Genomic DNA, 25,547 nt, shown 5'->3' with positions numbered 1-25,547 from the left:
AGAATCAAAAAAATGATCAAGTTGATCGGAAGATGCAAATTCTGGAAAATTTGCGCGAAATCCGCGCACAATATGCAGCACTGATGCCATTCCATTCAAACACGTTGAGGGAATGATCATCCGGGATTTAACCGATTACTCCCACACATATCAAAATTCCATGAACCGCTTATCTGTTCGCATCTTATCCTCCCGTTTCTCGATTCTCCTTCCGATTCTCTTCCTGTGCCTGTTCTGTCTGTACTCAGCATCTGCCTTCGCGCAAATAGGTCATCGCTTCCCCAGCGAACGCAAAGTGGTCAAAGACCCGGTTACTGGGGTGATGTTGACCTTTTTGACCAGCCAGCCGCATGGTGATTCAAAAATCTACCCCACCCATCCACAGTGGACTTCGGATGGGCAATGGGTGATCTTTCGTTCAGGCATCGCAAAAGGCGAAGCGATGGCAGTCAATGAGCAAACCGGGGATATCGTGCAGGTGTCTGAAGGTGGTTATACCGGCATGCTGAATGTATCGACACGTGCAATGAAGCTGTATTTCATGCGTAGCACGGATAAATCTCCACGCGAAGGAAGACCTGGTCGTCCACGTCAGGCTACGCCGCTTGAATTGGTGGAAGTTGATCTTGCTGCGGTATTTGCAGACAGCAAAGCTGGCAAGATGAAGCCGGCAGAAAACTACCAGCGCGTATGTGGCGTAGTACCTGCTGAAGTCGGACAAGCCGCCGACCTGGCACTGGATGCTGCCGACGAATGGATATACTTCCGCGAGACCTCACAGGAAGCGGCAAAATACCTGGCAAAAAATGCGCGTATAGAAAAAAGCTTCGGCCCCAGAAACATGGGTGCAGGCCCCGGTGGTATTGCAAAAATGCATGTCAAGACGGGGGAAATACGCCACGTTATCTCGGTACCATTCCAGATCGGTCATATCCAGGCTAATCTTTGGAATCCCGGAGAAATCATCTTTTGCTGGGAAACCGGTGGCAAATCACCTCAGCGCACCTGGGTAGTAATGGCTGATGGCAGTGGCTTGCGCCCGCTTTATCCAGAAGCTGATTATGAATGGGTCACTCATGAAGCGGTAATTTCAAAAAATGAAGTGGCGATGGCGATTATGGGACATCGCACCATCGGGGGAACAAATAATAATGCTAACAAAGGCACTGCCGTTGAGGGTGCTAACCCGGGGCAAGACCCGGGCTGGGGTAATGCTGGTACACGTGAAAAACCCAGCGGCCTTGCCATAGTGAATTTGCGCACACGTGAAATGCGTATCGTGGGACAAACACCGTCAGGCAGCGGCTTGTGGCATGTGCATGGATCAAGCGACGGTCGCTGGGCGGTCGGTGATGATTTCAGCCGCAGCATCTATCTGATAGAGCGTCTGAGCGGCAAGATGAGTTTGCTCAGTACCGGGCACAAGGACACGGCGGCGGACCACCCTCATCCTACATTCAGCCCAGACGGCAAAAAGATAGAAATTCAGTCAGCCATGCTGTCGGCAGATAACCGGACATTGAATATCTGCATTATCCCTGTACCGGATTGATGTAAATTGACAGGTGTATTCAGATCATGCGGCGAACATCAATCCAGTTTTTGAACGCGCACATTGCGCAGTTCATATGCAGTGCCTTCAAGCTGAAAGCCGATGCGGCCAGAATCCGGGCTGGATTTGCTGATTTTGTTCTGTACTACACCATTGATCTTGACTTCAACCGATCCATCCCTGGCAAGAATGTCACAGCTATTCCATTCACCGACTGGTTTTTCGCTATCAGCAAGTTTTGCCTTGATGGGAGGATATGCGCCCTCGGCTGTAGTCAGGGGCTCGGCAAAGCTGGCACCGGCCATGGGTAACAGGTCGCCGACATTTTTGTATTTGGTCTGGATTTGCAGACTCAACGGCCAAACCTTGTCTTTGGGGCCAGAACTGATGTGTATCAGGACGCCACCGTTGCCAGGAGCTGCAGTCCAGCGCCATTCTGCATGCAGTACAAAATTTGTATAGCTTTCAGTCGTGGCGATATAGCCCGAAGGCTTGCCGGCAGAAGCAATCACGCCATCAGCCGTGAAACTGAACACTTCTTCAATCTTGCTTGCGGGTGTAGTTTGAATTTCCCAGCCCTTGAAATCACGGCCATTGAACAGTTCTTCGGCATTTGCAACAGGGCTGACCATGAGAGAAAGGATGGATGCAACAGGCAATACTGATAATTGAAATGGTCTCAAAAAACGGGAAAGTTGACGCATGATATTCTTTCTCAAATAGGGTCGATATTTTTCATAAAATACTTCATTTACTACCATGACACGACTTTTTTTCACTTTGTTACTGGCACTCTCGGCTTTTTCTTCTCACGCACAATCAAGTTCCATCACCCTGTGGCCAGAGGGCGTCCCAGGGGCGAAAAGCATAGGGTCAGAACAGAGTTCTGATGGTCGTACATCAAATGTCAGCGAACCCACGTTGACTTTTTATCCTGCCGCTGCAGATAGAAAAAACGGTGCCGCCGTGATCATTTGCCCCGGTGGTGGCTATGTACGCCTCTCTACCCTGCGTGAAGGTGAGCAATACGCCCACTGGCTCAGCACACTGGGTGTCAGCAGCTTTGTATTGAAATCCCGCCTGGCAGAATTTGGCCACCCTGCCCCTTTACAGGATGCCTTGCGTGCCATTCGCCTGGTACGCTCCAGTGCCTCGCAATATGGCATAGATCCCAAACGCATCGGCGTCATGGGCAGCTCGGCGGGCGGCCATCTGGCAGCCAGTGCTGGCACTCTGTTTGATCACCCCCTGGGGCGCACCGGCACCGCACTTGATGGTGTCAATGCCCGCCCTGATTTCATGATACTGATGTACCCCGTGATCACCATGCAAGACCCGTCGGTACATGCGGGATCCCGCAAAGCCCTGCTGGGTGCATCGCCCAGCGCAGAATCCATGCAATTGATGTCGCTGGAAAAACAGGTTAGCAGCACGACGCCCCCTACGCTGTTGATCCATACCCAGAATGACAAAACTGTCCCGGTTGAAAACAGTATCCTGTTTTACCAAGCTTTGACGAAAGCTGGTGTGCCAGCGGAAATGCTCTTGTTTGAACGTGGCACACATGGCATGGGCATGCGACTTGGTAACGGCAATGCATCCGATTGGCCGCATCGTGCTGAAGAATGGTTGAGGGATAGAAAAATACTGCAATCCGACAACCTATCAGAAAAATAAGCTACGCGGAGATACAAAAATCGCCAGCCTCCATCATGTACAGGCTGGTGACTTTTTCATGCGAAATAAAATACGGATTTCAATGCCAATTGCTGGGGGCGATTATCGGCTTCAACCTCCATCAGGTCCGCCATGTAATCCCACCAATGTCGCATGACAGGATGCTTAGGTAAGTCATCGATCTGGTGGTTGGGATGCAATTTGAGTACGCCAAACAGATGCAAAGTCTCTTCATCCAGAAAAATGGCATAATCATAAATACCAGCAGCGTGCAATGCCTCTGCAAGATCTGGCCATAACTCATCGTGGCGGCGCTGATATTCCTCTGCATTGCCTGACTTTAGTTTCATGCGAAAAGCACGCGTTATCATGGCTGACTCTCCTGCTGTCATTTCACTGGTTTGACTGTGACCATCTTCTTCAATTCGGCAGCGGCCAGCATGAAGCCGCCGACACCATAGTCAAAGCTCGATGCTGGCCTATAGAAGGCTGGTTCGGCACCGGTCTGCTGTATGCCACCCAATCGGCCATCTGCATAGACATGTTTCAGTATGCCTTTCCACGCCCTGGCGATTACTGGTTGATATTCTTTGGGATCAAGAATGCCGCGATTGATGCCATAGGCCATACCATACACAAACAGGGCTGAGCCAGAAATTTCCGGCAAGGGATAAGTCGCCCGGTCCAGCAAACCGGCATGCCACAGGCCGTTTTCATCCTGCAGCTGCGCTAAACGGGCGGACATTTCACGTAACTGCTGCACGTAAAACGGGCGTTGTGGATCATCTTTGGGGATATAGTCCAGTGTCCTGGCTATCCCACCCATGACCCAGCCTTCGCCGCGTGACCAGAAAATTTTCTTGCCATTGGGTTCGGTCTTGTTGATATAACTGACATCGCGTGCGTACAGGTGTTCTTGTTTGTCGTACAGCAAGTCGTAAGTGTTTTTCCACTGGGTATGCACATAATCGAGGTATTTGCGCTCACCTGTTGCCACATACATTTTTGCCCATACGGGTGGTGCCATGAACAAGGCATCACACCACCACCATGGCAGGCGGTCGTCGCCTGGTTTGAGAGTCTTCAGATCAATCAGGGTATCCAGATCAGCTTTGGTCGGGGTGATGAATTCAGGCTGATTGTTGAGGAAATACAGATCCAGATAAGTCTGCGCCACGCTCTGGTCATCCGCATTTGGCAGACGCTTCGCCAATTGCCATTGATGCTGCTGGCTCATGGCCAGCATGGCGTCTTTGTATTTGCTGTCGTTTGTCGCTTCCGACGCAGCCATGAAGCCTGTATACATTACGCTGGATGTCCAGATACGCCCGAAATGCGCTTGTGAGCGTGCCAATTGCCAGTCAGCCACCTTGCGCAAGGCTTTTTCTATTGCTGCTGGTTCCAGCTCTGCGGACAAGTCCGTTGCCAGAGGGCCACCATCAGCAGGCGCATCACCAAAATGACGCGAAGTATCCTTGTCGATGATGGCTTGCATGGCTGGTGTGGGTAGTGGATAGTTCTGCGCCCAACCCAAGGCTGGCAACATGCTACCGACAAAACCCAAACTGGCAAGCACAAGGTATTTTCTTTTAAGCTTCAAAGTGTTCTCCTTCATTTTATTGTTGTTTGTTTCGTTCTCATTTTGTGGTGTCAGAGGTCTTGCTGTTTACAGCAGACCCTATAGCCAGGCCCAACACTTCTGAATCTGCTGATATCTGTACCGGTTTGCCATCTTCGAAAACCAGCCTGGAATCTGACAACTTCCAGCGTCTTACATAACGGATAAAACCACCGCTGTTCGCCTCAATATCCAGCTTGCTGAGATTAAAATCCTCAAGCGGAGCTTGCGCATATCCTTCAATCTCAAAAGCGGTTTTTGCACCACGTGCCTTGATGCTGGAAATATTGACGCGACGCAGTCTGGATATGCCGTCTTTTTCTGGTACTGGTGTCACCAACACTTTCCAGTAGTCCGGCGCATCTTTCACATCATCGGGAATCTTTGCATAGCTGTATTGCGGGTTCCAGTTCATGATCACGCGCAATACCACAGGTACGTCATTCATGACAAAATCATGGATATTAAGGTCTTCACCAAAGCCACCACGTGTATGCGCTGATTTGAACAATATGCCTACTGGCACATCTTTCATTACCTTGAAGCGATATGCTTCAATACGGCGGAACCCTCCCGAGGTCTCGCTACCAAAACTTAATCCGGCAACTGCTTCCCGGACAGTGATATCACGTATGACCACATCTTCTGTCGGGCGATTGACACGCAAGCCATCAGAGTCGCGTCCCGCCTTCAAAACGATTGCATCATCATTGACCGCGATATCTGCCTGCTGGACCAGGATGTCTTTGGATGAATCGATGTCTATGCCGTCAGTGGATGGCCCATGCCCACCTTCGTTATTGCGGATGGTGATGCGGTCAACGACCACTTTGTTCGAGTAACAGATATGCAAGGTCCAGAAGCCGGAGCGACGCAACAGCAAACCATCGCCCACACGCACATCAGATGCCTTGTAGATTTGCAGCAAACGCGGACGACCGGCATCGTAATCCGACGCCCATCTCAGGCCACGAGGTTCGTAGGCCTTGCGCAGCTTCCAGTAACTTTCCCAGAATATCTTGCCATCACCGTCAATCACACCTTCACCAGTAATGGCAACCTTTCTTTGTTCATATACATTGATCAGCGCTGCCGGCCAGCTCATCTCTATACCGGCAACCCGGGTAGGCATGACAGGATAATCCTGTATGTTTTGCGAACCCAGCAAGATAACATCCTTGTCCAGACGCAGCGTGACACCAGTTTTGAGGAACAAGGCCCCGGTCAGGTAAGTGCCAGCCGGGAAAGTCAATGTATTCCCCTCTTTGGCAGCAGCATCAATTGCTTTCTGTATGGCGAGGGTATTGAGCGTCTTGCCATCGCCTTTGACACCATAGATATCGGCACTGATCTCTTTCCCAACTGCAGTCAGCGACGTCAACATCAACAAGAGCATCAATAATGCGGCAACTGCCAGATGCAAGAGTGTCGGCAAGACAAATACTATGTCAGTATGGCGCAACCAGCGCCGGGCCAAGGCTTTCATTGCAACTTCGCGCCTATTAGCTTGACTGGTCCAAGAATACCGGCGGGTTGGGCCTGTATCAAATGTGTATCCTGCGGGATGAATCGTTGCCCATAACGGGCAGACAGCAAACGATAGTCCGGCAAGGCATGGCCAGCCAAGGCATTCAATCCCAGGTTGGCGACCTGTATCTCAAGACGGTTATTACCGGCACGCAGTAATTTGCTGATATCCAGTTGATAAGGCGGTTTCCATACAGAACCGGCGCGCTGACCATTGACGAAGACAATGGCAGCTTCCCGCACCGGACTGTCAAGCATGGCACGCATGCCGCTAGGCACTTTGGGCGTCACCTCCAGTGGTGTGCCGGGACCGAAATCCAACGTCAGCCTGCTGTCCTTTAATTGTGCCGCACTCAATTCCAGGTCTTTGGTATAGCTTGCTATACCAGAAAAACAGCGCGTTGCCTCATCGTCAGTCCATGAATGCAGACTGGACATGTTTACCACCTGTGGTTTTTCGCTGAACTGCACTTTCCAGTCACGGCTTAAATCAATAACGGTGGTGGCATCTGCCAGCCTTGGTTCCTGTGTTGCATTCTGCGGCGTATCGGTCAGTACCAGCACCCGTGATTCATACGGAGCCAGACGTAAAACCGGCTTGGTATCAGCATTGCTGATCTTGCCATCGTAAGGATTCCACCAGTAAGCTGTCTTGTACTTGCTACGGAAGGCGGCATTCGCAGTTACATCGCGATTGCTGGTGTTGGCGATGAAATAGACATCAGAATCAGTCAACTGCCGGCGAATGAATCCTATGTTTTCTTTTTCGGCACTCAACTCCATATCTGCGGGAATAGCAGCTCTCAAAGCAGCACCCACGGCGCTATCGCTATTGAGCAGGCTTACCTTGCCCTGATTGGCAAACAGGATATCTGATGCAGTCTGCACTTCTGCACTGATGCGCGCCGCATCCAGGTAGCCTGGTGCCAGCGATGGCTTGCTGCCAACCGCAATGATTTTGCCACCTGCACGCACATAGTCATTCAATTTGGCAATGACTGCTGGTGACAACCGGGTCACATGCGGCAAAATCAGAACGGGATAATTGATACCCAACTCCATGACGGATTCAGCATCCACGTAGTCAATGTTATGTCCTGCATCGAGTATCTGGGCACTTAACTCCGGCGTTACATACTTACCCATTTCTGCCGACACCGACACCTTGCCCAAAGACAGGGTCGCGTACACGTCGTCCACCGGCAGGAACACGGCAACCTGGTTCGCCGGTTTACCCTGGCGCATCAGGTAACTCATTCTTTGCAGATAGCCATTGATGTCCGGCATGACATTCCACCATGGCAGATGGGTATTGAATACCGCCGCTGCGTAGAACGCGTGGCCAGGCTCCAGCGTACCGGGTGGTGTATAGGGCCAACCATGGCCGACGAACTGATTAACGCCCTGCAACAGCATGCGGTCAGCTTCTACCTTCATATCCAGCGGTGTCGCGCTGAATGCAGGCGAATGCAGCCAGGTCCAGGTTTCAGCAGAAATGACGGGACGGCCATATAGGTGGCCAGCGGATGTCGCCCAGCGGGTAAATGAAAACTGACGGAACTGATAACCCTCGCCTTCTGGCAAATCAACCAGTTTATTACTCGACATGGTCACCGCCGGTTCGCCATAGGTTTGCGAACGGAAACGGGTGCCATGAGTTTTTGCCCATTGATTCACAGGTACCAGATAGCGTTCGTTTACCAGTTCGGTCTGTGTCAATGCCCAGTCACGCCGTATGGCGGCGGCATCTGCACCAATGCCATATTCAATTTTTGGCAGGTGTGGTTTCAGGTCATAGCCGCGACGGCGCTGGAACTCATCCAGAAAATCATCGGTCCAGTCGGTACCGTAGGCTTCCAGGCTGTCAGAAAATACGGCGTATGGCGGATTTTTCCCAAAGGCTTTCAACAGTGGTTCAGCCACAGTTTTAAGATGATGATCAATTGCATTGCGGCTCAAATGATCAAGCACAAAACCTTCTGCCCCCAAAGCGGCACGTTTGACCTGCTGGCCGGTACGGCTGGCGATATAGCACACCACTACGCGGTCAGTGCTTGCAGCCTTGACGCCTGCACGGCCACTTTTACTTGCCAGTAGCCGGGGTTCAAATAATTGCAATTTGCTGCTATCTAACTGTTTTGTCGTACCATCTGCCACAAAGCTGGCCAATAATTTTTCACCATTCATGATGGCTGGCAAGGCGAAACTTTCATTCCCGGCCGGTAACTCAATCACGGCGACACGCAAACGACTGGCGGCATCACGCACGCTGACATGTGGGCCGCCGTATGGCCAGCCGCTGCCCAGTGTAATATCTACCCTGAGTTTGTTGGCACGTGCCTTGTCATTGGCAAAACTGACGTGTTCCAAAAATTGTTTCGACAGATATGGATAATTGTGTGTACCTTTGGCCGCATCATCCAGTTCCATGGGGTAGACAGCCTGAATCTCAAAGCCTCCAAACCCTCCTGCTTTCATGTCCAGTATTTCACGTTCCAGTTGCTTCTTTTCTACCGATGGCCCAAACCACCACCAGCGTACCATGGGGCGCGCATCATCAGGCGGCGTGGCGAACGCTTTGGCGACTTCTTTCAAAGATGGAAAATTCGCTGCTGCCTTGGTTTGTGCCATCGCCGGAACAACGCACAGCATGGCAATAGAAAACAGGACGCAGGTGCGCAATTCGTGAACCGCAAATGCAGGCAATGTAGGCTTGGTCATAGAAAATGATAGTCCAGACAAACAGAAAACAGGTATCTATCCTGAATAGAGATCAGCTTATCGCTAAGCCTATTCCATATGCAGACATGGCGATGAGAAAATCCGTCTGAAGCAGATCAACTGTGCGCAAGAAGGCGCAGCAGCGAAAAGACGTCAGAGGGAGCTGAATCAGACTATTCCGCTACCACTGGCACCAGCCTTGGCGGGGCGAAGTGTCGCCTGTTTTTCACGATAGCCAGTTGCACGATAGCAGGCCACCGGATCAATAGCCGCACCAGAACGCGCACGTGCCATGGCCAGGATAGGACTGACATCAGTGCGGAAAGCCTGTTTCAGTGTTTGTGCAGCCAGCAGCACATCATTGTTTTCCTGATATGCGCTCAATGCTTTGCGGTCTACCAGTGCGGACTGTACGAAAGAACGCTGTACTTCGATCGCACTTGACATCAGGCTTTCTATAGGGTCGGTCACATTGTGTGACTGATCCAGCATGTAGGACGGTTTAAAGGCATCACCGTCACGTTGCGCAACATCGGCCAGTTCATTGAAAATCAGGAACAGCTGAAAAGGATTGATACTGCCAGAATCCAGATCGTCATCACCATATTTGCTGTCATTGAAATGGAAGCCACCCAGTTTGCCAAATTGCGCAAGGCGGGCCACGATCATTTCTATATTGGTATTTGGCGCGTGGTGACCAAGATCAACCAGGCATTTTGCCTTGGGCCCCAATTCTGTAGCGCAGGCATAACTGGTACCCCAGTCGGCAATTGTAGTGGCATAGAATGCGGGTTCAAACAGCTTGTGCTCGATATACATCAGCCAGTCTGCTGGCAGTGCCTGGTAGATGTCGCGCATGCTGTCGAGATAGCGTTCGAGCGCACCACGCAAATTATGCTGGCCAGGGAAGTTGGCACCGTCGCCCACCCATACGGTCAAGCCTTTGGAGCCCAGTGCACGGCCCAGTTCTATGCATTCGATATTGTGTGCTACTGCCTGTTCACGTATGGCCTTGGCATTGGCAGTCAGGCTGCCAAATTTATAGGTCTGTTCCTGATTGACCTGATCCTGGAAGGTATTCGAATTAACGGTATCAAATCCCAATCCGTGTTTGCTGGCAAATTCGCGCATGGCTGCCAGATCGCTGTTTTTATCCCAGGGAAAATGCAGAGATACAGTAGGTGTAGCCTGTGTCAGTTGATGAATGACGGCACAGTCTTCCAACTTTTCCATGACATCGCGTGGCTCACCCTTACCTGGAAAGCGTGCAAAGCGGGTACCACCGGTACCGACACCCCAGCTTGGCAAGGCGACGGCAAAGGTCTGGGCTTTGGCTGTCAGTTGCTCAATATCCTGTCCGCGTCTGGCCAGCATACTACCCAGGGCAGCATAATCGGCATCCAGATTCTGTTGCAGTCTGGCGTTGTGTTCTGCCACCTGGCCGAGGTCAATTACTTTATCCATCTTGTGTCTCCGTCTTGTTGCTGACCTGAACCTGATACCTGATATCAGGCTCAGGTCAGTCAATTTTTATATTTTAGCGCGTGAATGCAGCAGCATTGCCTGCATCTACGTTGATGATGTTACCTGTGCTCTTGGCAGACTTGTCGCTGGCCAGGAAATACACTGCTTCTGCGATATCTTCTGGCAATACGCTGAGTTTCAGCATGCTGCGCTGACGATAGAATTCTTCGATATCATCTGCATCGATTTTATTCGAGACCGCACGTTCTTCTTTCCATTTGCCATCCCAGATACGTGAGCCACGGATCACTGCATCCGGATTGACCACATTGACACGTATGCCGTGGGCTGCGCCTTCGAGAGCGATACAGCGTGCCAGGTGGATTTCAGCCGCTTTTGCCGTGCAATATGCAGATGCACCAGCGGAAGCAACCAGGCCATTTTTGCTCGCAACAAATACCATACTGCCACCGATTTGCTGCTGCTTCATGATGCGGAATGCACTACGGCTGACCAAGAAATAACCCTTGACCAGGATGTCCTGATTACGCTCCCAGATTTCCAGTGTCGTTTCATCCAACGGTGCAGACGATGCGATACCTGCATTCGAAATCAGCAAATCGATACCGCCAAAGCGCAGGGAAGTTTCGCTTAGTATGGCGTCGACATCGCTTTCGCGGGTGATATTGGCGCTGATGATGGCTACATTGTCTTTGCCTGCCACCTTGGACAAAACCTGATGTGCCTGGCTCAATGCCTCGCCATCAATGTCTGTCAACATGACGCAAGCACCCTCTTGCAATAACTGGCGTGCCACTGCCTGACCGATACCACCGGCAGCACCCGTCACCAATGCGATGCGACCTGCCAGACTCTTGGGCTTGGGCATGCGCTGCAGTTTGGCTTCTTCCAGCAACCAATATTCGATATCAAAGGCTTCTTGCTCTGGCAAACCGACATAGCTGTCAACACCATTCGCACCGCGCATGACATTGATGGCATTCACATAGAATTCGCCAGCAATCCTGGCAGTTGCCTTGTCTTTGGCAAACGACAGCATGCCTATCCCAGGGATCAGATAAATAATCGGGTTGGCGTCACGCACTGCCGGGCTGTTATCATGTTTGCAACGATCATAATAAGCAACGTAATCTGCGCGATATTGACGCAAACCTTCATCCAAACCGCTCAAAAGCTGATCAAAGTTGGGATTGGCAGGATCGAAATCAATCACAAACGGGCGAATCTTGGTGCGCAGGAAGTGATCAGGGCAAGATGTACCCAGTGCAGCCAGTGCCCGCAAGTCTTTGCTGCAGACAAAATCCAGCACAGTTGCGCTGTCATCAAAATGACCTAGCTTGAATTCTGTCTTACTGATTTTGCCACGCAGCACAGGCATCAGGCGAGCAACCAGGCTGGCACGTTCAGCCGCTGGCAAGGCACTATACCTGGCACCGCCAAATGCAGGCTTACGGCTGTTTTCTTCCAGCCACGATTCGGCACGCTGTATGATCGCCAAGGTAGTTTCATAGCAGGATTTGGCAGTATCCCCCCAGGTGAACAGGCCGTGACCTTCGAGAATGATGCCTTTCAGATTCGGCTGAGCCTGGGAAACCGCCTCCAATTTCAGGCCCAGGTCATAGCCAGGACGCTGCCATGGCAACCAACCTAACTCGCCTTCGAATATTTTTTGCGTCAATTCCTTGCTATTGGCGCATGCAGCAATGGCAATGACTGAATCAGGATGCATATGATCAACATGCTTGCGATTGATATACGCATGCAATGGCGTATCGATACTGGCGGCGCGGGGGTTCAGGTTGAAGGTGCAGTGTGGCAAATAAGCTACCATTTCGTCTTCCAGTGCCAGACCACGATAGCGGCCTTTCAGGGAATGCAATTTATCCATGTACAGGGTCGAGAAGCCATCCATCTTGATGCTCCCCAGATCGCCACCAGAACCTTTTACCCACAGCACTTCTACCTGCTCACCAGTCAGGTAATCCGGCATCATCACTTTGGCCGAGGTATTACCTCCGCCAAAGTTGGTGATGCGCATATCAGAGCCGAGCAGATTTGAGCGATACAGCAATAATTCTGGCTCAGTCAGGCCAGTTGCGTATGCATCATCCCAAAGTGAAGTGATAGGCTTCTTCTGCTCGGTTTGCATCGTTGAGGTCATACATTCTCCGTGATTAATTAGTGTTTTTATGACAAATTCATTAGCCTGAAGCCCCAAGTGATCAAGGGCTGACCGGATCAATCACATCACTTGCTCATGTGAAGCATTTTGTCCGTTTTGGCAGTGGCAGTCAGTAGAAAACAGCCAGCTTTGAGTGTCAATACAGAAGCAATCAAGAAGCTGATCGAAGTCGCAATAGTCAGCATGATGATTGAAATTTCCAGAGCCAGATTAATGTGGAGGTAAATAATCAATCATTTGATCAATATATGATTGACGCCCGATTTTTAAGTGATTAGTCTCGCCATATGCCAGCAAATTGCTACGAATTAATGACTGGTGCATGCCGCGATAAAGATAATAGACGGCAATAGACGGAGACAAAAAATGGTAAATCACAAACGTCGTAAGCGTTTGCTAAAATTGCTCGCCGAGCATAATTCAGCAAGCGTCCAACAGTTGGTTGCTTGGCTCAGTGCATCCCCGGCTACAGTCAGGCGTGATATCAGCTGGCTTGCAGCCCGCAATCTGCTTACCCGCACACGTGGTGGTGCAGAAAACCTGCAGCAGGTAAAGCGCTCAATTGCACTCACCAGCGAAACCTTCCAGAACAATATCAAATGCTATGCCGACAGAAAGCGAGCTATTGCGCGCTATGCGGCAAACATGTGCAACGACGGCGAAACCATCATCATCAACGGCGGCACAACGACTTTCATGATGGCTGAGTTCCTGGTTGATAAAAAGCTCAAGATACTGACGAATTCTTTCATGATGGCAGAACGCCTGCTGGTCTCCAGTGAAAATGAAATCATCGTCCCTGGCGGCCGCGTGTATCGCGAACAGAATGTCATCCTCAGCCCTTTTGACAACGACATCACTCAGCACCATTACGCTGGCAAAATGTTCATGAGCGTGTATGGCTTGTCTTTGCTGGGTCTGATGGAAGTTGACCCGCTCTTGATACAGGCTGAAAAACGTTTGATCAGTCAGGCTGAGGAACTGATCGTTTTGGCAGACAGCTCAAAATTCGCCAAGAAAGCCGGGCTCATACTCTGCGGTTTGAATCGCGTGTCTTGCCTCATCACTGATCATTATGCATCCGACTCAGCCGTGCAATTGCTAGAGCAGTCTGGCGTCAAAGTCATTACTGTGGCACCGGAAGAATTACCTGCAAAAGACATATTAAATAAATTTACAAATGCTTATGACACCGAGTCTGCAAGCATGTTCCAGGCGGAGACAGTTTGATGAAAAGAAGAAAAGTATTACTGGCAGCAATTGTATTTGGCATGCTGGGTGCCTTGCAGGGTTGTGAACAGAAATCAGACAAAACAAAAATTGCCATCGTTGTTAAAAATCTGGGTAATGGTTTTTTTGATGCTGCACATGAAGGTGCCAAAGAAGCGGCCAAACAAATTGGCAATGTAGAGATCATTTACACAGGCCCGACCACACCCAGTGCCGAAGGCCAGATAGAAATTATCAATTCACTGATCAGCCAAAAGGTCAATGCCATCGTCATTTCAGCAAATGATGCCAATGCCCTGGTGCCTATTACCAAAAAAGCCATGCAACGCGGCATCAAGGTCATCTCTTTCGACAGCGGGATCGCACCAGAAGGCCGGTTGATGCAGCTTAATCCATCCAATGCTGAATTGATAGGGATCAAGCAATTGGAGATGGCATCCAATGCGACTGGTGGCAAGGGTGAAATCGCTATCTTGTCCGCATCCGCCCAGGCGACCAACCAGAACATCTGGATCAACGTCATGAAAAAAGGCCTGGAAAAGCCTGAGTTTGCTGGCCTGAAACTGGTGGCAACTGTGTATGGTGATGACCAGTCTGATAAAAGTTACCGCGAAGCGATAGGCCTGTTGCGCAGCAATCCAAATCTGAAAGTCATTATTTCCCCTTCCACTGTTGGTATCAACGCTGCCAGCAAGGCCGTGGTCGATGAAAAACTGGTAGGCAAGGTATTCGTTACCGGCCTGGGCTTGCCATCAGAAATGGCTGGGCATGTTAAAAGCGGTGCGGTCAAGGAATTCGCCATCTGGAATCCTATCGATCTTGGTTATGCTGCAACTTATATCGCCAATGAATTTGTCAAAGGGAACCCAAATGCCAAGGCAGGTGGCAACTTTACCATAGGCCGTATGGGTACGATTGCGATTGATGCCAATGGTGAGGCAGCGATGGCCCCGCCGTTTACTTATAACAAAGAGAATGTAGAGCAATTCTCCAAGATCTTTTAAGTAAAGATACATGTTCAGTATCGGCCCGTGATTCGCTTCAATGGGCCGCCTGCAAATAGAGGTCAGTTGTTTGTAAAAATTCATACCTGCAGCAGATGCTTGTGCCTGTTATTTTTTGATGCAGACAACTGACTTCTTTTCTATTATCGCCTTGCCTTATATTAATGACGTTAATGACGAACGAGCACAATCCGTTTCCTATCGCCCCGGACGGTTCACCGGCACCACCTATTCTGGCATTGACAGGTATTTGTAAACGCTTCCAGGGCATCATTGCATTGCATGAAGTTGCGCTCAATGTGCGTGCAGGCGAAGTCATGGCACTGATCGGTGAAAACGGTGCAGGAAAATCCACTTTAGTAAAAACACTGACTGGCATTTATCAACCGGATAGTGGCAGCATGCACATCGCTGGCAGGCAAGTTCGCTTCGCCAATCCACAAGATGCCATGTTGGCAGGCATTACAGCTGTCCATCAAGAAACCGTCATGTTTGATGAATTGACGGTGGCAGAAAATATTTTCATAGGCCGTCAGCCCATGCATGGATTTCCGGCACGGGTGGACTGGGCATTGATGGAAGCACAGTCTGAAAAACTGTTTGCCAGATTAGAAGTGTCGCTGCCGGTACGCGCCAAGGTCAAGGACCTGAGCGTGGCACAACGCCATTTTGTCGAAATTGCCCGCGCCCTGTCGCAAGATGCGCGCGTGGTCATCATGGATGAGCCCACCGCATCCTTGTCACAGCGGGAAATTCAAGAGTTGTACCGCATCATCAGGCAACTGCGCGCCGCTGGAACAGCAGTGATTTTCATCTCACACAAGTTTGATGAAATCTATGCCGTGGCCGATCGCTATACCGTTTTACGTGACGGTCATTTTGTTGCCGAAGGCGCACTGGCTGATATCACGGAACCAGATCTGGTGTCCCTCATGGTGGGACGCTCCATCCATCAAACCTTCCCCAAGCAAGACGTGGCCATAGGCGACACTCTGCTTGAAGTAAAAGATTTTTGTCATCCTACCGAGTTTGACAATGTCAGTTTTTCTTTACGCAAGGGGGAGATTCTGGGGTTTTATGGTCTGGTGGGTGCGGGCCGTTCAGAAGTCATGCAAGCCCTGTTCGGGCTCAGCAGTGACGTTAGTGGCAGCGTAAGCCTGGAAGGCAAGGTGTTGGCCATCAAATCAGCCAAAGATGCAATAGCCCATGGCATAGCCTATGTGCCAGAAGACCGGCAGCATCAAGGTGGGCATCTGACCATGTCGGTGCAGCAAAATATCACCTTGCCTATCCTGGACCGCATAGGCTTTCTGCTGGGCAAGCGACGCAGCGAAGAAGCTGCAATTTCACGACACTACAGCGAACAACTGGAACTCAAGGCTAGTCATTTGACGCAACTGATCGCCGAGCTGTCTGGCGGCAACCAGCAAAAAGTCATCCTGGGCAAGTGGCTGGCAACCAAACCCAAAGTCATCATTCTGGACGAGCCAACCAAGGGAATCGATATTGGTTCCAAGGCTGCGGTGCACCGCTTCATCAGTGAACTGGTTTCAACCGGATTGTCAGTGATACTGGTGTCGTCCGAATTACCGGAAGTACTGGGCATGTCTGACCGAGTTATCGTCATGCATCAGGGACATATCAAAAAAATATTTGACAGAGCACATGCCACACCAGAGAACGTAGTCGCTGCGGCATCTGGCAGCGATGCACTAGTAAGGGAAATGGCAGAGGAAATAGCATGAAGCACTTGAAGTATTTACAGCAAAGGGAAGTATTGCTGGGATTCATGATCGTTTTTATGATAAGCCTGGTTGGACTACGTGCACCGGTTTTTCTCAGCGTATCCAGCCTGTCCAATCTGTTAACGGACAGCACGCTGTTGATCATGCTGGCGGTGACCCAGATGTTTGTCATCATTACACGTGGTATTGATTTATCAGTGGCATCCAATCTGGCACTGTCAGGCATGATGTCTGCCTTGCTGGCGTCAAAATTCCCTGACCTACCCCTGTTGCTGATTATATTGGTGGCAATCGCCATTGGCCTTGGTCTGGGCCTGATCAATGGTTACCTGATCGGTTATCTGGGCTTGCCACCTATTGTCGTAACGCTGGGCACCATGAGTGTCTACCGCGGCCTGGTATTTGTATTGTCTGGTGGTGCCTGGGTATCGTCGCACCAGATGCCTGCAGACTTCATTGCCTTCCCGCTCAGTCAGTTATTGGGGATTACGCACCTGGTCTGGATTGCCGCTATCGTTATTGCGGTGATGTGGTATCTTGCCCGTTATACGCATTTTGGCAGAGACTTGTATGCTATTGGCAATCAACCGAATGCGGCCAACTACATTGGCATCCCTACTCCGCGCCGTCTGTTCTGGACCTATGGCTTGTCGGGCTTGATGGCTGGCTTGTGTGGTTATCTGTGGGTGGCGCGTTACGCAGTGGCCTATACAGAAATTGCCTATGGCTTTGAATTTACCGTCATTGCAGCCTGCGTTATTGGCGGCATCAATATCGCCGGTGGTGCAGGTACAGTATCTGGAGCCGTGCTGGGTTCACTGTTCCTGGCAGTCATCAACAACGCCCTGCCTATCATGAAAATCTCTCCATTCTGGCAAAGCGCACTGACCGGCGTTGTGATACTTACCGCTGTAATGATCAATGCGCGTAGCAATAAGAAAAGCAGCCGCCAGATTTTGCCTTTGCAGTTGCTGCAAAAAAATGCAATCAGGAGCAGTACGTGAACACAACGACCATGACACCATCAAGCAACAACTCACGCTACACCATACGCGACCGGGAAGATTTTCAGTTTAAAAAAATCTTCTCGCATTGGGAGACCCTGCTGGCCATGCTGTTTGTCGCGGCCTTCATTGTCAACAGCCTGGTATTACCAAATTTTTTTGATTTGCACAATCTGGCTGATGGCACTTTCAATTTCAGTGAAAAAGCATTGATCGCCTTGCCCATGGCCTTGCTGATCATCTGCCGCGAGATCGATATTTCTGTGTCCGGCATATTGGCATTATGTTCAGTTGCCATGGGGCTGGCTAATTCACATGGTTTTCCTGCTTACACTTTATTATTCATCGCCATATTTACCGGTGCAGCCTGTGGCAGTTTGAATGGTTTGCTGGTGACACGCTTTGCCCTTCCCTCCATCGTCGTGACGATAGGCAGTGTGTCATTGTTTCGTGGCCTGGCCAGCGTCGTGCTTGGCGATCAGGCATTTACTTCTTATCCTCAGTTATTGATAGACTGGGGCCAGGGCTATTTCTTTGATCTTATTCCCAGACAATTCATCGTCCTGTTGGTCTTTGTCGTACTGTTTGCGATTCTGCTCCATGCAACCAGTTGGGGACGCCGCATCTATGCGATTGGCAACAACCCTGTTGCTGCCAGATTTTCTGGTGTGGCGGTCGATAAATATCGTTTCATGCTATTTACACTGACCGGCTCTATGGCTGGCCTGGCTGCATTTTTCCTGACAGGTCGTATCGGCAGTACGCGCCCGAATATTGCCACGGGATGGGAACTGGAAATCATTACCATGGTGATCTTGGGTGGTGTCAGCATTGCAGGTGGTGCCGGAACCATTATCGGTGTGTTCCTGGCAGTTTTGACATTGGGCATCGTCAATTACGGTATGGCATTGGCAAATATCCCTGGCATTATCATGACCATCATAGTAGGTATCCTGTTGCTGATCACTATTGCCCTGCCCCGCCTGATGAATCTTAAGAAACAAAGAAAATAAAAAGCAAATGAAGCAGAATGCCAGCATCATCCTTGACATAGGCAAGACCAATGTAAAACTCAGCTTGCTGGATGCGCAGGCAAATACTTTGGCCGAGCAACGCTGCGCTAATAACATCATCCAGGATGGTATCTATCCACATCACGATACCGACAGGATATGGTCGTGGATGCTGCAGGTATTCAGTGAGTTTTCCAGGATTGCCAGGGTGTCAGCAATCATCCCTGTGACCCATGGTGCAACTGCTGCGCTAGTGAATGATAAAGGCTTGATGCTACCAGTTCTGGACTATGAGTCAGAATTGCCTGAGCGGGATAATCATCAATATCAGCCGCTACGCCCGCCATACCAGCAAAGCTATTCTCCTGATTTGCCAGCGGGCCTCAATCTGGGCCGCCAACTGGCCTGGCTGCAAAACAGCTATCCGCATGAGTTTGCCAAAGCCTCACATATACTGATGTATCCACAGTACTGGGCGTGGCGCTTATCTGGCGTTGCCGCAACTGAAGTCAGTTCCTTGGGTTGTCATACTGATTTGTGGGACACCAGCCAGCAGACATACTCTATTTTAGTGGAAAAAAAGGGATGGACATCCCTTTTCCCACCCATGCAAAAAGCATGGTCCAGACTGGCAACGATACGTCCCACATTGGCGATGGAAACCGGTTTGCCAGCAAATTGTCAAATAGTATGTGGTGTGCATGACAGCAATGCATCCCTGCTGAGGCATATGAAAAATACAGGCAATACGCATCGTACTGTACTATCAACGGGTACCTGGATGATCGCAGCCGCCTTGGGTGCAGATCAGAAAAGGCTGGACGAACATGCAGATATGCTGGCCAACACCAATGTGCTGGGTGAGGCAGTTTCATGCATGCGCTTTATGGGCGGGCGAGAATTTGCAACTTTGGCTGGACAAGAACCTGTCACATGCAGCCCATCGGACCTGTCCAGACTAATCAGCCAAAATACCTACGCACTCCCTTGCTTTGCCGAATCAGGCGGCCCGTTTTCTGGACAATTGGCCAAAATATCAGGACAGGCACCAGAAAACATGCAGGAAAGGTATGCGCTCGCCACTCTGTACTGCGTACTCATGACAGATTATTGCCTGGAAAAATTGGGGTCTGAAGGCGATATCATTATTGAGGGAAGTTTCACTAACAACCCTTACCTGGCAGCATTATTGGCCAGCTTGCGACCAATGCAAAGCATCATGCTGTCAAATGATACCAGCGGCACCACTTACGGGGCCTGGATGCTTCATCACTGGGACCAATTGCCAGTCGTGAGTGAACAAGCAGATGCCACGAACAAATTGAAACCTCAAGGCTGGCTAGCGTATAAAGCCAAGTGGCGCGAATTGGTGATGTCCAGATAAGTCTTTATCGGTCTCGGTAATTCATCAATTCAACAATGGAAGCCTTGTCATCACGCTCCCATTTTGCATTTATTCAATAACTACTCATTTGATAAACGGATATAGGCAGGCGCATCGCGATCAACCTGCAAGCCCTGCTCCGTCAGCAATAACTCGACTACGTGCAAGGAACTGCGTCTCTGTTCCTTACCGTCTTTTTTCTGATCTGCACCACGCTTCCCCGGGTGAGTGAAGTAAAATAAAAATGCCCTGTCACCATTCACGACAACGTCGGGATGTCCGCCGATGACGCCGTCATCTTCGCCATGTCCCGGCATCTCCAGCAGGTTTCCACCTGACTGACGCTTCCAATTCAGTAAGTCATCCGAACGGTATGCGGCCAATCCGCGCCACGCATCAGTAATCATCCACCATTGCTCTTTCCAGCGAAAAACCTTGGGCCCTTCCCCGCTTTGGTCACCTACGGCCTTGCCTTTGTCTATCCAATTTTCCAGGTCAGCGCTGTCAGCATAGTAAATAGATTTCTTGTCCACTTCATTGTTGTACCACATCCGATACCCACCTTCTGGCAAGCGCAGCACCGTGGCATCAATCACTCTTTCAGAAGCAAGTTGTAATACCCTGGCATTACGCCAGTGGCGTAAATCCTGGCTGACCAGATGCACCATGTAGCGAGGGTGCTTCCAGTCACTAAAGATGCCGGGCACCACGGTCAGGAACATATGATAGCTGCCATCATCAGCCCGGATGATATCCGGCGCCCAATTAGTAGCTTCAAGCTCGCCCATGGATGGTGGCAACGCTATGTCTGCTTCACCTATGTAATGCCAGTTGGCACCCTCGTCATCTGATTCAGCAATGCCTATGCGTGTCCCGTGTACCCAGGCGACGCCAGGTGCATCAGAAACATTAGCCCGTCGGTTGGTGTAAAACATCCACCATTTCCCCAATGCTGTATTGCGCACCAGCACAGGATCTGCAGCGCCATCCATGATGGGATCTCTGAACAAAGGTTTGGCGGCCCGTTTGCCCTGATTAATCATGGGCGCACCAGGCTGGCCAAAATCTGGTGTTCCGTCAGCGTTCCAACTAAATGTCTGAGCACGAACATGCCGGTTCGGGTCATTCAGTGCATTTCCCTTGATTTCCCGGTAATCACGTGCGTGATATACCAGTACATCAGTCTTGCCATCCACAGTAGTCGTGAAGGAGTTATGCCCAGGTCCATACTGATTACTTGCGGCGTTGCTCTTGAATACAGGCTGTGCAGATTTGCTCCACACCTTTGCATCAAGCAGATTTGCGTTTGCTGGCGCTGTCAATAAACCCATACAGTAATTTTCATCGGTAGCACTGGCTGAATAGGTGATGAATATGTGACCATTCCTGATCAATACTGCTGGTGCTTCATTGACTTCGTATTTACGCTTTTCCCATTCATAGTCTGGGCGCGACAATAAAGTGGCCGGCCCGGTAATGGACAAAGGTGTATCCATCTTCGCCAGATAGATATTGGTATTCTTTTTATCGGGCGCAGAATCGCGTTGCGTCCACACCATGTAACGTTGGCCTACATGGGAAAAGGTGGTCGCGTCCAGTGAAAACGATTCCCAACCCGTCTTGATCTGACCCCGCTCTACCCACTCTCCCTCAACAGGATTGAGTGCACTGTTTTCCAGCGCATACAGGCGTATGTCCCAGATCGCATCTGCTCTGCCAGCTGTAAAGTACAGATACCATTTTCCATCAATGAAATGTAATTCTGGTGCCCAGATGTGATGACTCATGGTGCCACTGGCATGTTTGCGCCAGATGATTTTGACATCTGCTGTACCCAGCTCATTGATGCTGCGTGCACGTCTCAACTCGATACGATCATATTCTGGCGCTGTAGCAGTAAAGTAATAATAGCCATCTGTGTGTAAAAATATCTGCGGATCTGCCCGATTTTTCACTAATGGATTATTAAAGACAGGCTGGGCAGACAGCGAACTAACGACAGACATTAATACTATCCATATCAGGCTAAGGATGGCAATCCGGTACTTTACATGTGAAGTCATAGGAAATAACTTAAAAATAATAGCGTGCAATAAAAAACCAGCCATCTGCACTAGCATGGCTGGGTCAAATACTGCGATTAACAAAAATTTTTACGAATTAATTCTTGATCGAGACACCGATGAAGTAACGACGACCAGACCATGCCAGCTCATTCGGACGTGACAGATCACCTGCATCCGTGATATTTGCCTGATCAGTCAGGTTCTTGCCTTCGAATGAGATAGTAATAAACGGGCTGTAACGATATTGAAATTTCGCATCCAGGTAACCGGTTTTCTCGATAAAGTTAGGATTACCAGATACATCATTGGTACCTGTGTAATAACGGTCACGATAGTGATAGGCAAGCCGTGCATTGAACTTGTCCTTGTCATACCACAGACCCAGGTTATAGGCATTTTTGGACAGGCCAGCATATGGCAAAATCGAGTTATCCAGAGGATTCAAACGCTCTGTTCCTGGCGCATAGGTAAAATTCATGCGTGTATAGTTGGCATCAACACCAAAACCGCTGAGGAAGCCAGGCAAGAAAGTGAGTGCCGTCCTGCCAGCAAGTTCTATACCGCGCGTCACAGCACCAGGGTAATTGATAGGCATCTTGACGTCCCACAAGGTGCCGTCTTTGAACAGATCCACATTCTTCACGTTAGTCGATACGCTATTACCAACAGTGATGTTCTTGCGAAATACTGCCAGACTGAGCTGACTGTCAGCATTTGGATAATATTCCAGACTCAGATCTGTATTGCTTGCCTGGAATGGTTTCAAGGCAGGGTTACCAGCTGTGCAATCATCTGTACCATCGCCACCAAATTGTGCGGCACCGCTATTCTTGGTACATGTCGCATTCGGGACGATATCCAGGATCCTTGGCCTGGCCATGACCTTACCCCAACCTACACGTACCAGGAACTGATTTGGTATCAACCATGCACCGGCGTTAAAGCTTGGCAATACATTCGAATAAGTATTGTCTATGCTGGTAATGGAATTCGACAGAATGACTGTATTAAAAGTTGTGGAGCCAGGTGTTTTCTCGACATTGATCTGTTGCTTGAACAAACCCTGAGAGACATCGCGCGTTTGCGTATACCGGACACCGATATTACCGAAGATATCCTTACCAAACAATTCAGTGTCAAAGTCTGCTCGCAGATAGACTGATTTCACTTTCTCATCGACAACATAGGCAGGAATCTGTGCATACATTTTACCGTCACTACCAGGGGCGTTATACAGGTAATCATGGTTAAAGTGGGTCAGATCAAAGTTGGAGCCCACATTTGCAAATGAAGGAGCAACCCAGTTTGTGGGCACATTGCTGATGCCGCTATACCCCTTGAAGAAGGTACCAGGCGAAGTCGAGAATACAGATTGCGCCAGCGCAGCCATTGCAGAACCATTGACTGACCTGGTCCATGCATTCGCGTCAGCAAGATTTGTCGGGCCCACTGTCGCACGCACCACATTGGTCGTATTCAATGGATCGTAACTGTAAGTCTGGTTGATATTTGCTGTTTGCACATAAACATCGTCTGCTGTACTGTTCAAGTCATTGCCTGCACTTGCAAGGTAACCACCGCCATTATATTGACTGGATTTTGCCTGCTGCGACTGCACGCCAAACCAGATGCGGGACAAGAAATCAGTCTTCAGCTTATATTTAAAGTCAAGCTTGAGCTGGTCTTCTTTGTTGATCGTCTCTGAAGGACGATACTGCAACTGAGCAGCAACATAAGAATTTGGATTCGAAGGGTTGTAGCCTGAAGGGAAAGTGAAACGTGGCAGCCCGGAAGAATCAAGGTTCACCTGCAGACCTGGAGCATTCTGCGTCAATATCAGATTATTTGAATCGCTGCTGTAAGTAGATTTGGCAGTTGATGCCAAGCCTTCTACATCAAGGCTTTCACCCTTATAAGTAAAACCCGCTGTCGTATATTTCGAATCAATCTTCAAGCCAAAATCACGCAGGGATGTACTGAAGCCTGCTTGCCCGCCATTTGGCGAAGCCGCACTACCTGGCACCAGGCAATTGCCGAGCACATACTGAGTAACAATATGATTTTCCACAATCATCCCGGCTGGCGTCGTGGTTGTTGAAACCGGTGTACATGAGCCACCAGTCGGTACAGCAGTCGTTGCGGCATAGGTCGGTAAAGTACCTGTACCTGACAAGCGCGTTACTGCACTGAAATCTGTACCGTAGTTGTAATCCCTCAGTTTTTGATTCTGAATATTGGTCTGGTAACTTACCCAGGCATTCAAGCGGTCGGTAAATTTATATTGAGCGGTCAGTTCGGCCGAAGTTCTTTCATGATCACGTTCCCAAATACCGTAACGCGCAATCTGTGGCGAATAATCATTCCACTGTGATATGCAGCTTGCCTGCAGAGCAGCTGTAGCAACAGCTGCAGTCTGTGTTGCATTCGCTGGGCTACTCAAATTGGAGCAATCAGCTTTGGAGCCCACTCCTGCCAATACCGGATCAATACTGGGTACTGTTTTTTGCGCCGAAAAGTCCCAGTCACGGAAATAACGCCATGAAGTATTCCGCGAAAAATCACCACGCGTCAACACCTTGTCGTAAATGACATTCGCCATCAGTCCAAGACGGTTATCAAAGAATTTATCAGTGATAAAGAGATTGACGCGTGGCTGTATACCACCGCGCTGTGGCGCCTGCTCACCAGCGACACTGCCAACGACAGTCATTTTTTTGAAATCGAGTGGCTTGCGTGTCGTAATCTGTACCGAACCACCAATACCGCCCTCGGTCATATTGGCTGTCACACCTTTGATAACGTCAATCGAAGAAATCAGTTCTGCAGGCAATTCACGCAAATCAGCACCACGCCCGGCTCCACCGGTTGTACTCAACACTGAAACACCATTGACTTCAATCCTGTTCAAGTCCGGCTCAACACCGCGAATGGAAACACTGGTACCTTCACCAAACGAACGTTCCAGTTGCACACCTGTAACCCGCGACAGTGCTTCACCGACGTTCTTGTCCGGGAATTGACCGATGTCTTCAGCAACAATGGAATCAGCTACCGTATCTGCGCGCAGTTTTCTATCAATTGCCGAGGCTACTGATTTGCGCGTACCGGAAACAACGACAACATGATCTGCCTGCTCTTTAGTTTCTGCCGGTTTTTTTGCTTCTTGTGCCATGCTTGAATTGGCAGCCAAAACAGAAAGTACGGCCAAGGCTGTGCCTTTGAGCTTAGGATTAAAAAATTCTTTTTTGCTGCGATTGTTTAACACAATTGTCTCCTCCATTTGTCGGCCATTTATGGCCTGTGTTATTAGCTGTATTCCGACTATCAAATTTGGTATGT

General features: G+C 49.8%; 17 protein-coding genes. 8 read left to right on the top strand and 9 right to left on the bottom strand.

What is annotated here, in order from left to right; translation table 11 throughout:
- Positions 1 to 160: 160 nt before the first annotated feature.
- Entirely contained in the window at positions 161 to 1,552 is a 1,392-nt protein-coding gene (locus AC07OI_RS07695; RefSeq protein WP_495256800.1) for a hypothetical protein, read from the top strand.
- A gap of 38 nt (positions 1,553 to 1,590) precedes the next feature.
- Here the strand turns inward: AC07OI_RS07695 and AC07OI_RS07690 are convergent, their stop codons facing one another.
- On the bottom strand, positions 1,591 to 2,256 hold the full coding sequence (locus AC07OI_RS07690; protein ID WP_495256799.1) for a 3-keto-disaccharide hydrolase: 666 nt from the start codon (positions 2,254 to 2,256) through the stop codon (positions 1,591 to 1,593).
- Positions 2,257 to 2,311: 55 nt separating this feature from the next.
- Between AC07OI_RS07690 and AC07OI_RS07685 the strand changes: the two genes are divergently transcribed.
- Positions 2,312 to 3,229: an alpha/beta hydrolase gene (locus AC07OI_RS07685; RefSeq protein WP_495256798.1), complete on the top strand. Its 918-nt coding sequence runs from the start codon at positions 2,312 to 2,314 to the stop codon at positions 3,227 to 3,229.
- 56 nt (positions 3,230 to 3,285) lie between these two features.
- Here the strand turns inward: AC07OI_RS07685 and AC07OI_RS07680 are convergent, their stop codons facing one another.
- The 6 genes from AC07OI_RS07680 to AC07OI_RS07655 all read right to left on the bottom strand — a co-directional run bounded on the left by AC07OI_RS07680 (position 3,286) and on the right by AC07OI_RS07655 (position 12,741).
- Positions 3,286 to 3,600, bottom strand: coding sequence for an L-rhamnose mutarotase (locus tag AC07OI_RS07680; protein WP_492704216.1), 315 nt, complete (start codon positions 3,598 to 3,600; stop codon positions 3,286 to 3,288).
- A gap of 17 nt (positions 3,601 to 3,617) precedes the next feature.
- Positions 3,618 to 4,829 carry a glycoside hydrolase family 88/105 protein gene (locus AC07OI_RS07675; RefSeq protein ID WP_492704215.1) on the bottom strand — a complete coding sequence of 404 codons (1,212 nt, stop codon included), beginning with the start codon at positions 4,827 to 4,829 and terminating at the stop codon, positions 3,618 to 3,620.
- A gap of 37 nt (positions 4,830 to 4,866) precedes the next feature.
- Positions 4,867 to 6,333 carry a glycoside hydrolase family 28 protein gene (locus tag AC07OI_RS07670; protein WP_495256797.1) on the bottom strand — a complete coding sequence of 489 codons (1,467 nt, stop codon included), beginning with the start codon at positions 6,331 to 6,333 and terminating at the stop codon, positions 4,867 to 4,869.
- Complete coding sequence (locus AC07OI_RS07665; RefSeq protein ID WP_495256796.1) at positions 6,330 to 9,095, bottom strand: glycosyl hydrolase; 2,766 nt, start codon at positions 9,093 to 9,095, stop codon at positions 6,330 to 6,332. Before AC07OI_RS07665 ends, AC07OI_RS07670 begins: the two co-directional genes overlap by 4 nt.
- 168 nt (positions 9,096 to 9,263) lie before the next feature.
- A complete protein-coding gene (gene rhaI / locus AC07OI_RS07660; protein WP_495256795.1) occupies positions 9,264 to 10,559 on the bottom strand; it encodes an L-rhamnose catabolism isomerase in 1,296 nt (431 codons plus the stop codon).
- A 73-nt stretch (positions 10,560 to 10,632) separates the two neighbouring features.
- Positions 10,633 to 12,741: a bifunctional rhamnulose-1-phosphate aldolase/short-chain dehydrogenase gene (locus tag AC07OI_RS07655; protein ID WP_492704209.1), complete on the bottom strand. Its 2,109-nt coding sequence runs from the start codon at positions 12,739 to 12,741 to the stop codon at positions 10,633 to 10,635.
- Between the two features lie 387 nt (positions 12,742 to 13,128).
- Here AC07OI_RS07655 and AC07OI_RS07650 point away from each other — a divergent pair, with 387 nt between their 5' ends.
- The 6 genes from AC07OI_RS07650 (at position 13,129) to AC07OI_RS07625 (ending at position 20,142) form a co-directional block, all read left to right on the top strand.
- The gene (locus AC07OI_RS07650; protein WP_492704207.1) at positions 13,129 to 13,992 is read left to right on the top strand and encodes a DeoR/GlpR family DNA-binding transcription regulator; all 864 of its coding nucleotides are present in this window, start codon (positions 13,129 to 13,131) and stop codon (positions 13,990 to 13,992) included.
- The gene (gene rhaS, locus AC07OI_RS07645) at positions 13,992 to 14,996 is read left to right on the top strand and encodes a rhamnose ABC transporter substrate-binding protein (protein ID WP_495256794.1); all 1,005 of its coding nucleotides are present in this window, start codon (positions 13,992 to 13,994) and stop codon (positions 14,994 to 14,996) included. Before AC07OI_RS07650 ends, rhaS begins: the two co-directional genes overlap by 1 nt.
- Before the next feature lie 173 nt (positions 14,997 to 15,169).
- Positions 15,170 to 16,741 (top strand): sugar ABC transporter ATP-binding protein, encoded by a 1,572-nt coding sequence (locus AC07OI_RS07640; protein WP_495256793.1) that lies wholly within the window; start codon positions 15,170 to 15,172, stop codon positions 16,739 to 16,741.
- A complete protein-coding gene (locus tag AC07OI_RS07635) occupies positions 16,738 to 17,745 on the top strand; it encodes an ABC transporter permease (protein WP_495256792.1) in 1,008 nt (335 codons plus the stop codon). The genes AC07OI_RS07640 and AC07OI_RS07635 overlap by 4 nt, the downstream gene beginning before the upstream one ends.
- Positions 17,742 to 18,758: an ABC transporter permease gene (locus AC07OI_RS07630; RefSeq protein ID WP_495256791.1), complete on the top strand. Its 1,017-nt coding sequence runs from the start codon at positions 17,742 to 17,744 to the stop codon at positions 18,756 to 18,758. Before AC07OI_RS07635 ends, AC07OI_RS07630 begins: the two co-directional genes overlap by 4 nt.
- A gap of 7 nt (positions 18,759 to 18,765) precedes the next feature.
- Positions 18,766 to 20,142, top strand: a complete 1,377-nt coding sequence (locus AC07OI_RS07625) for an FGGY-family carbohydrate kinase (protein WP_495256790.1) — start codon at positions 18,766 to 18,768, stop codon at positions 20,140 to 20,142.
- Between the two features lie 80 nt (positions 20,143 to 20,222).
- Here the strand turns inward: AC07OI_RS07625 and AC07OI_RS07620 are convergent, their stop codons facing one another.
- A complete protein-coding gene (locus AC07OI_RS07620) occupies positions 20,223 to 22,148 on the bottom strand; it encodes a family 43 glycosylhydrolase (RefSeq protein WP_495256789.1) in 1,926 nt (641 codons plus the stop codon).
- A 154-nt stretch (positions 22,149 to 22,302) separates the two neighbouring features.
- Positions 22,303 to 25,473, bottom strand: coding sequence for a TonB-dependent receptor (locus AC07OI_RS07615; protein ID WP_492704198.1), 3,171 nt, complete (start codon positions 25,471 to 25,473; stop codon positions 22,303 to 22,305).
- Positions 25,474 to 25,547 lie beyond the last annotated feature (74 nt).

The sequence above is a fragment of the Undibacterium sp. GW821-FHT07F11 genome, from assembly GCF_059418665.1.
This window is presented reverse-complemented; position numbering and strand designations above follow the sequence as displayed.

Coding starts and splice junctions, on each gene's coding strand:
- AC07OI_RS07690 (WP_495256799.1), bottom strand. CDS start 2,256: ATGCGTCAACTTTCCCGTTTTTTGAGACCATTTCAATTATCAGTATTG.
- AC07OI_RS07680 (WP_492704216.1), bottom strand. CDS start 3,600: ATGATAACGCGTGCTTTTCGCATGAAACTAAAGTCAGGCAATGCAGAG.
- AC07OI_RS07695 (WP_495256800.1), top strand. CDS start 161: ATGAACCGCTTATCTGTTCGCATCTTATCCTCCCGTTTCTCGATTCTC.
- AC07OI_RS07685 (WP_495256798.1), top strand. CDS start 2,312: ATGACACGACTTTTTTTCACTTTGTTACTGGCACTCTCGGCTTTTTCT.
- AC07OI_RS07650 (WP_492704207.1), top strand. CDS start 13,129: ATGGTAAATCACAAACGTCGTAAGCGTTTGCTAAAATTGCTCGCCGAG.
- rhaS (WP_495256794.1), top strand. CDS start 13,992: ATGAAAAGAAGAAAAGTATTACTGGCAGCAATTGTATTTGGCATGCTG.
- AC07OI_RS07670 (WP_495256797.1), bottom strand. CDS start 6,333: ATGAAAGCCTTGGCCCGGCGCTGGTTGCGCCATACTGACATAGTATTT.
- AC07OI_RS07625 (WP_495256790.1), top strand. CDS start 18,766: ATGAAGCAGAATGCCAGCATCATCCTTGACATAGGCAAGACCAATGTA.
- AC07OI_RS07665 (WP_495256796.1), bottom strand. CDS start 9,095: ATGACCAAGCCTACATTGCCTGCATTTGCGGTTCACGAATTGCGCACC.
- AC07OI_RS07635 (WP_495256792.1), top strand. CDS start 16,738: ATGAAGCACTTGAAGTATTTACAGCAAAGGGAAGTATTGCTGGGATTC.
- AC07OI_RS07655 (WP_492704209.1), bottom strand. CDS start 12,741: ATGACCTCAACGATGCAAACCGAGCAGAAGAAGCCTATCACTTCACTT.
- AC07OI_RS07620 (WP_495256789.1), bottom strand. CDS start 22,148: ATGTCTGTCGTTAGTTCGCTGTCTGCCCAGCCTGTCTTTAATAATCCA.
- AC07OI_RS07640 (WP_495256793.1), top strand. CDS start 15,170: ATGACGAACGAGCACAATCCGTTTCCTATCGCCCCGGACGGTTCACCG.
- rhaI (WP_495256795.1), bottom strand. CDS start 10,559: ATGGATAAAGTAATTGACCTCGGCCAGGTGGCAGAACACAACGCCAGA.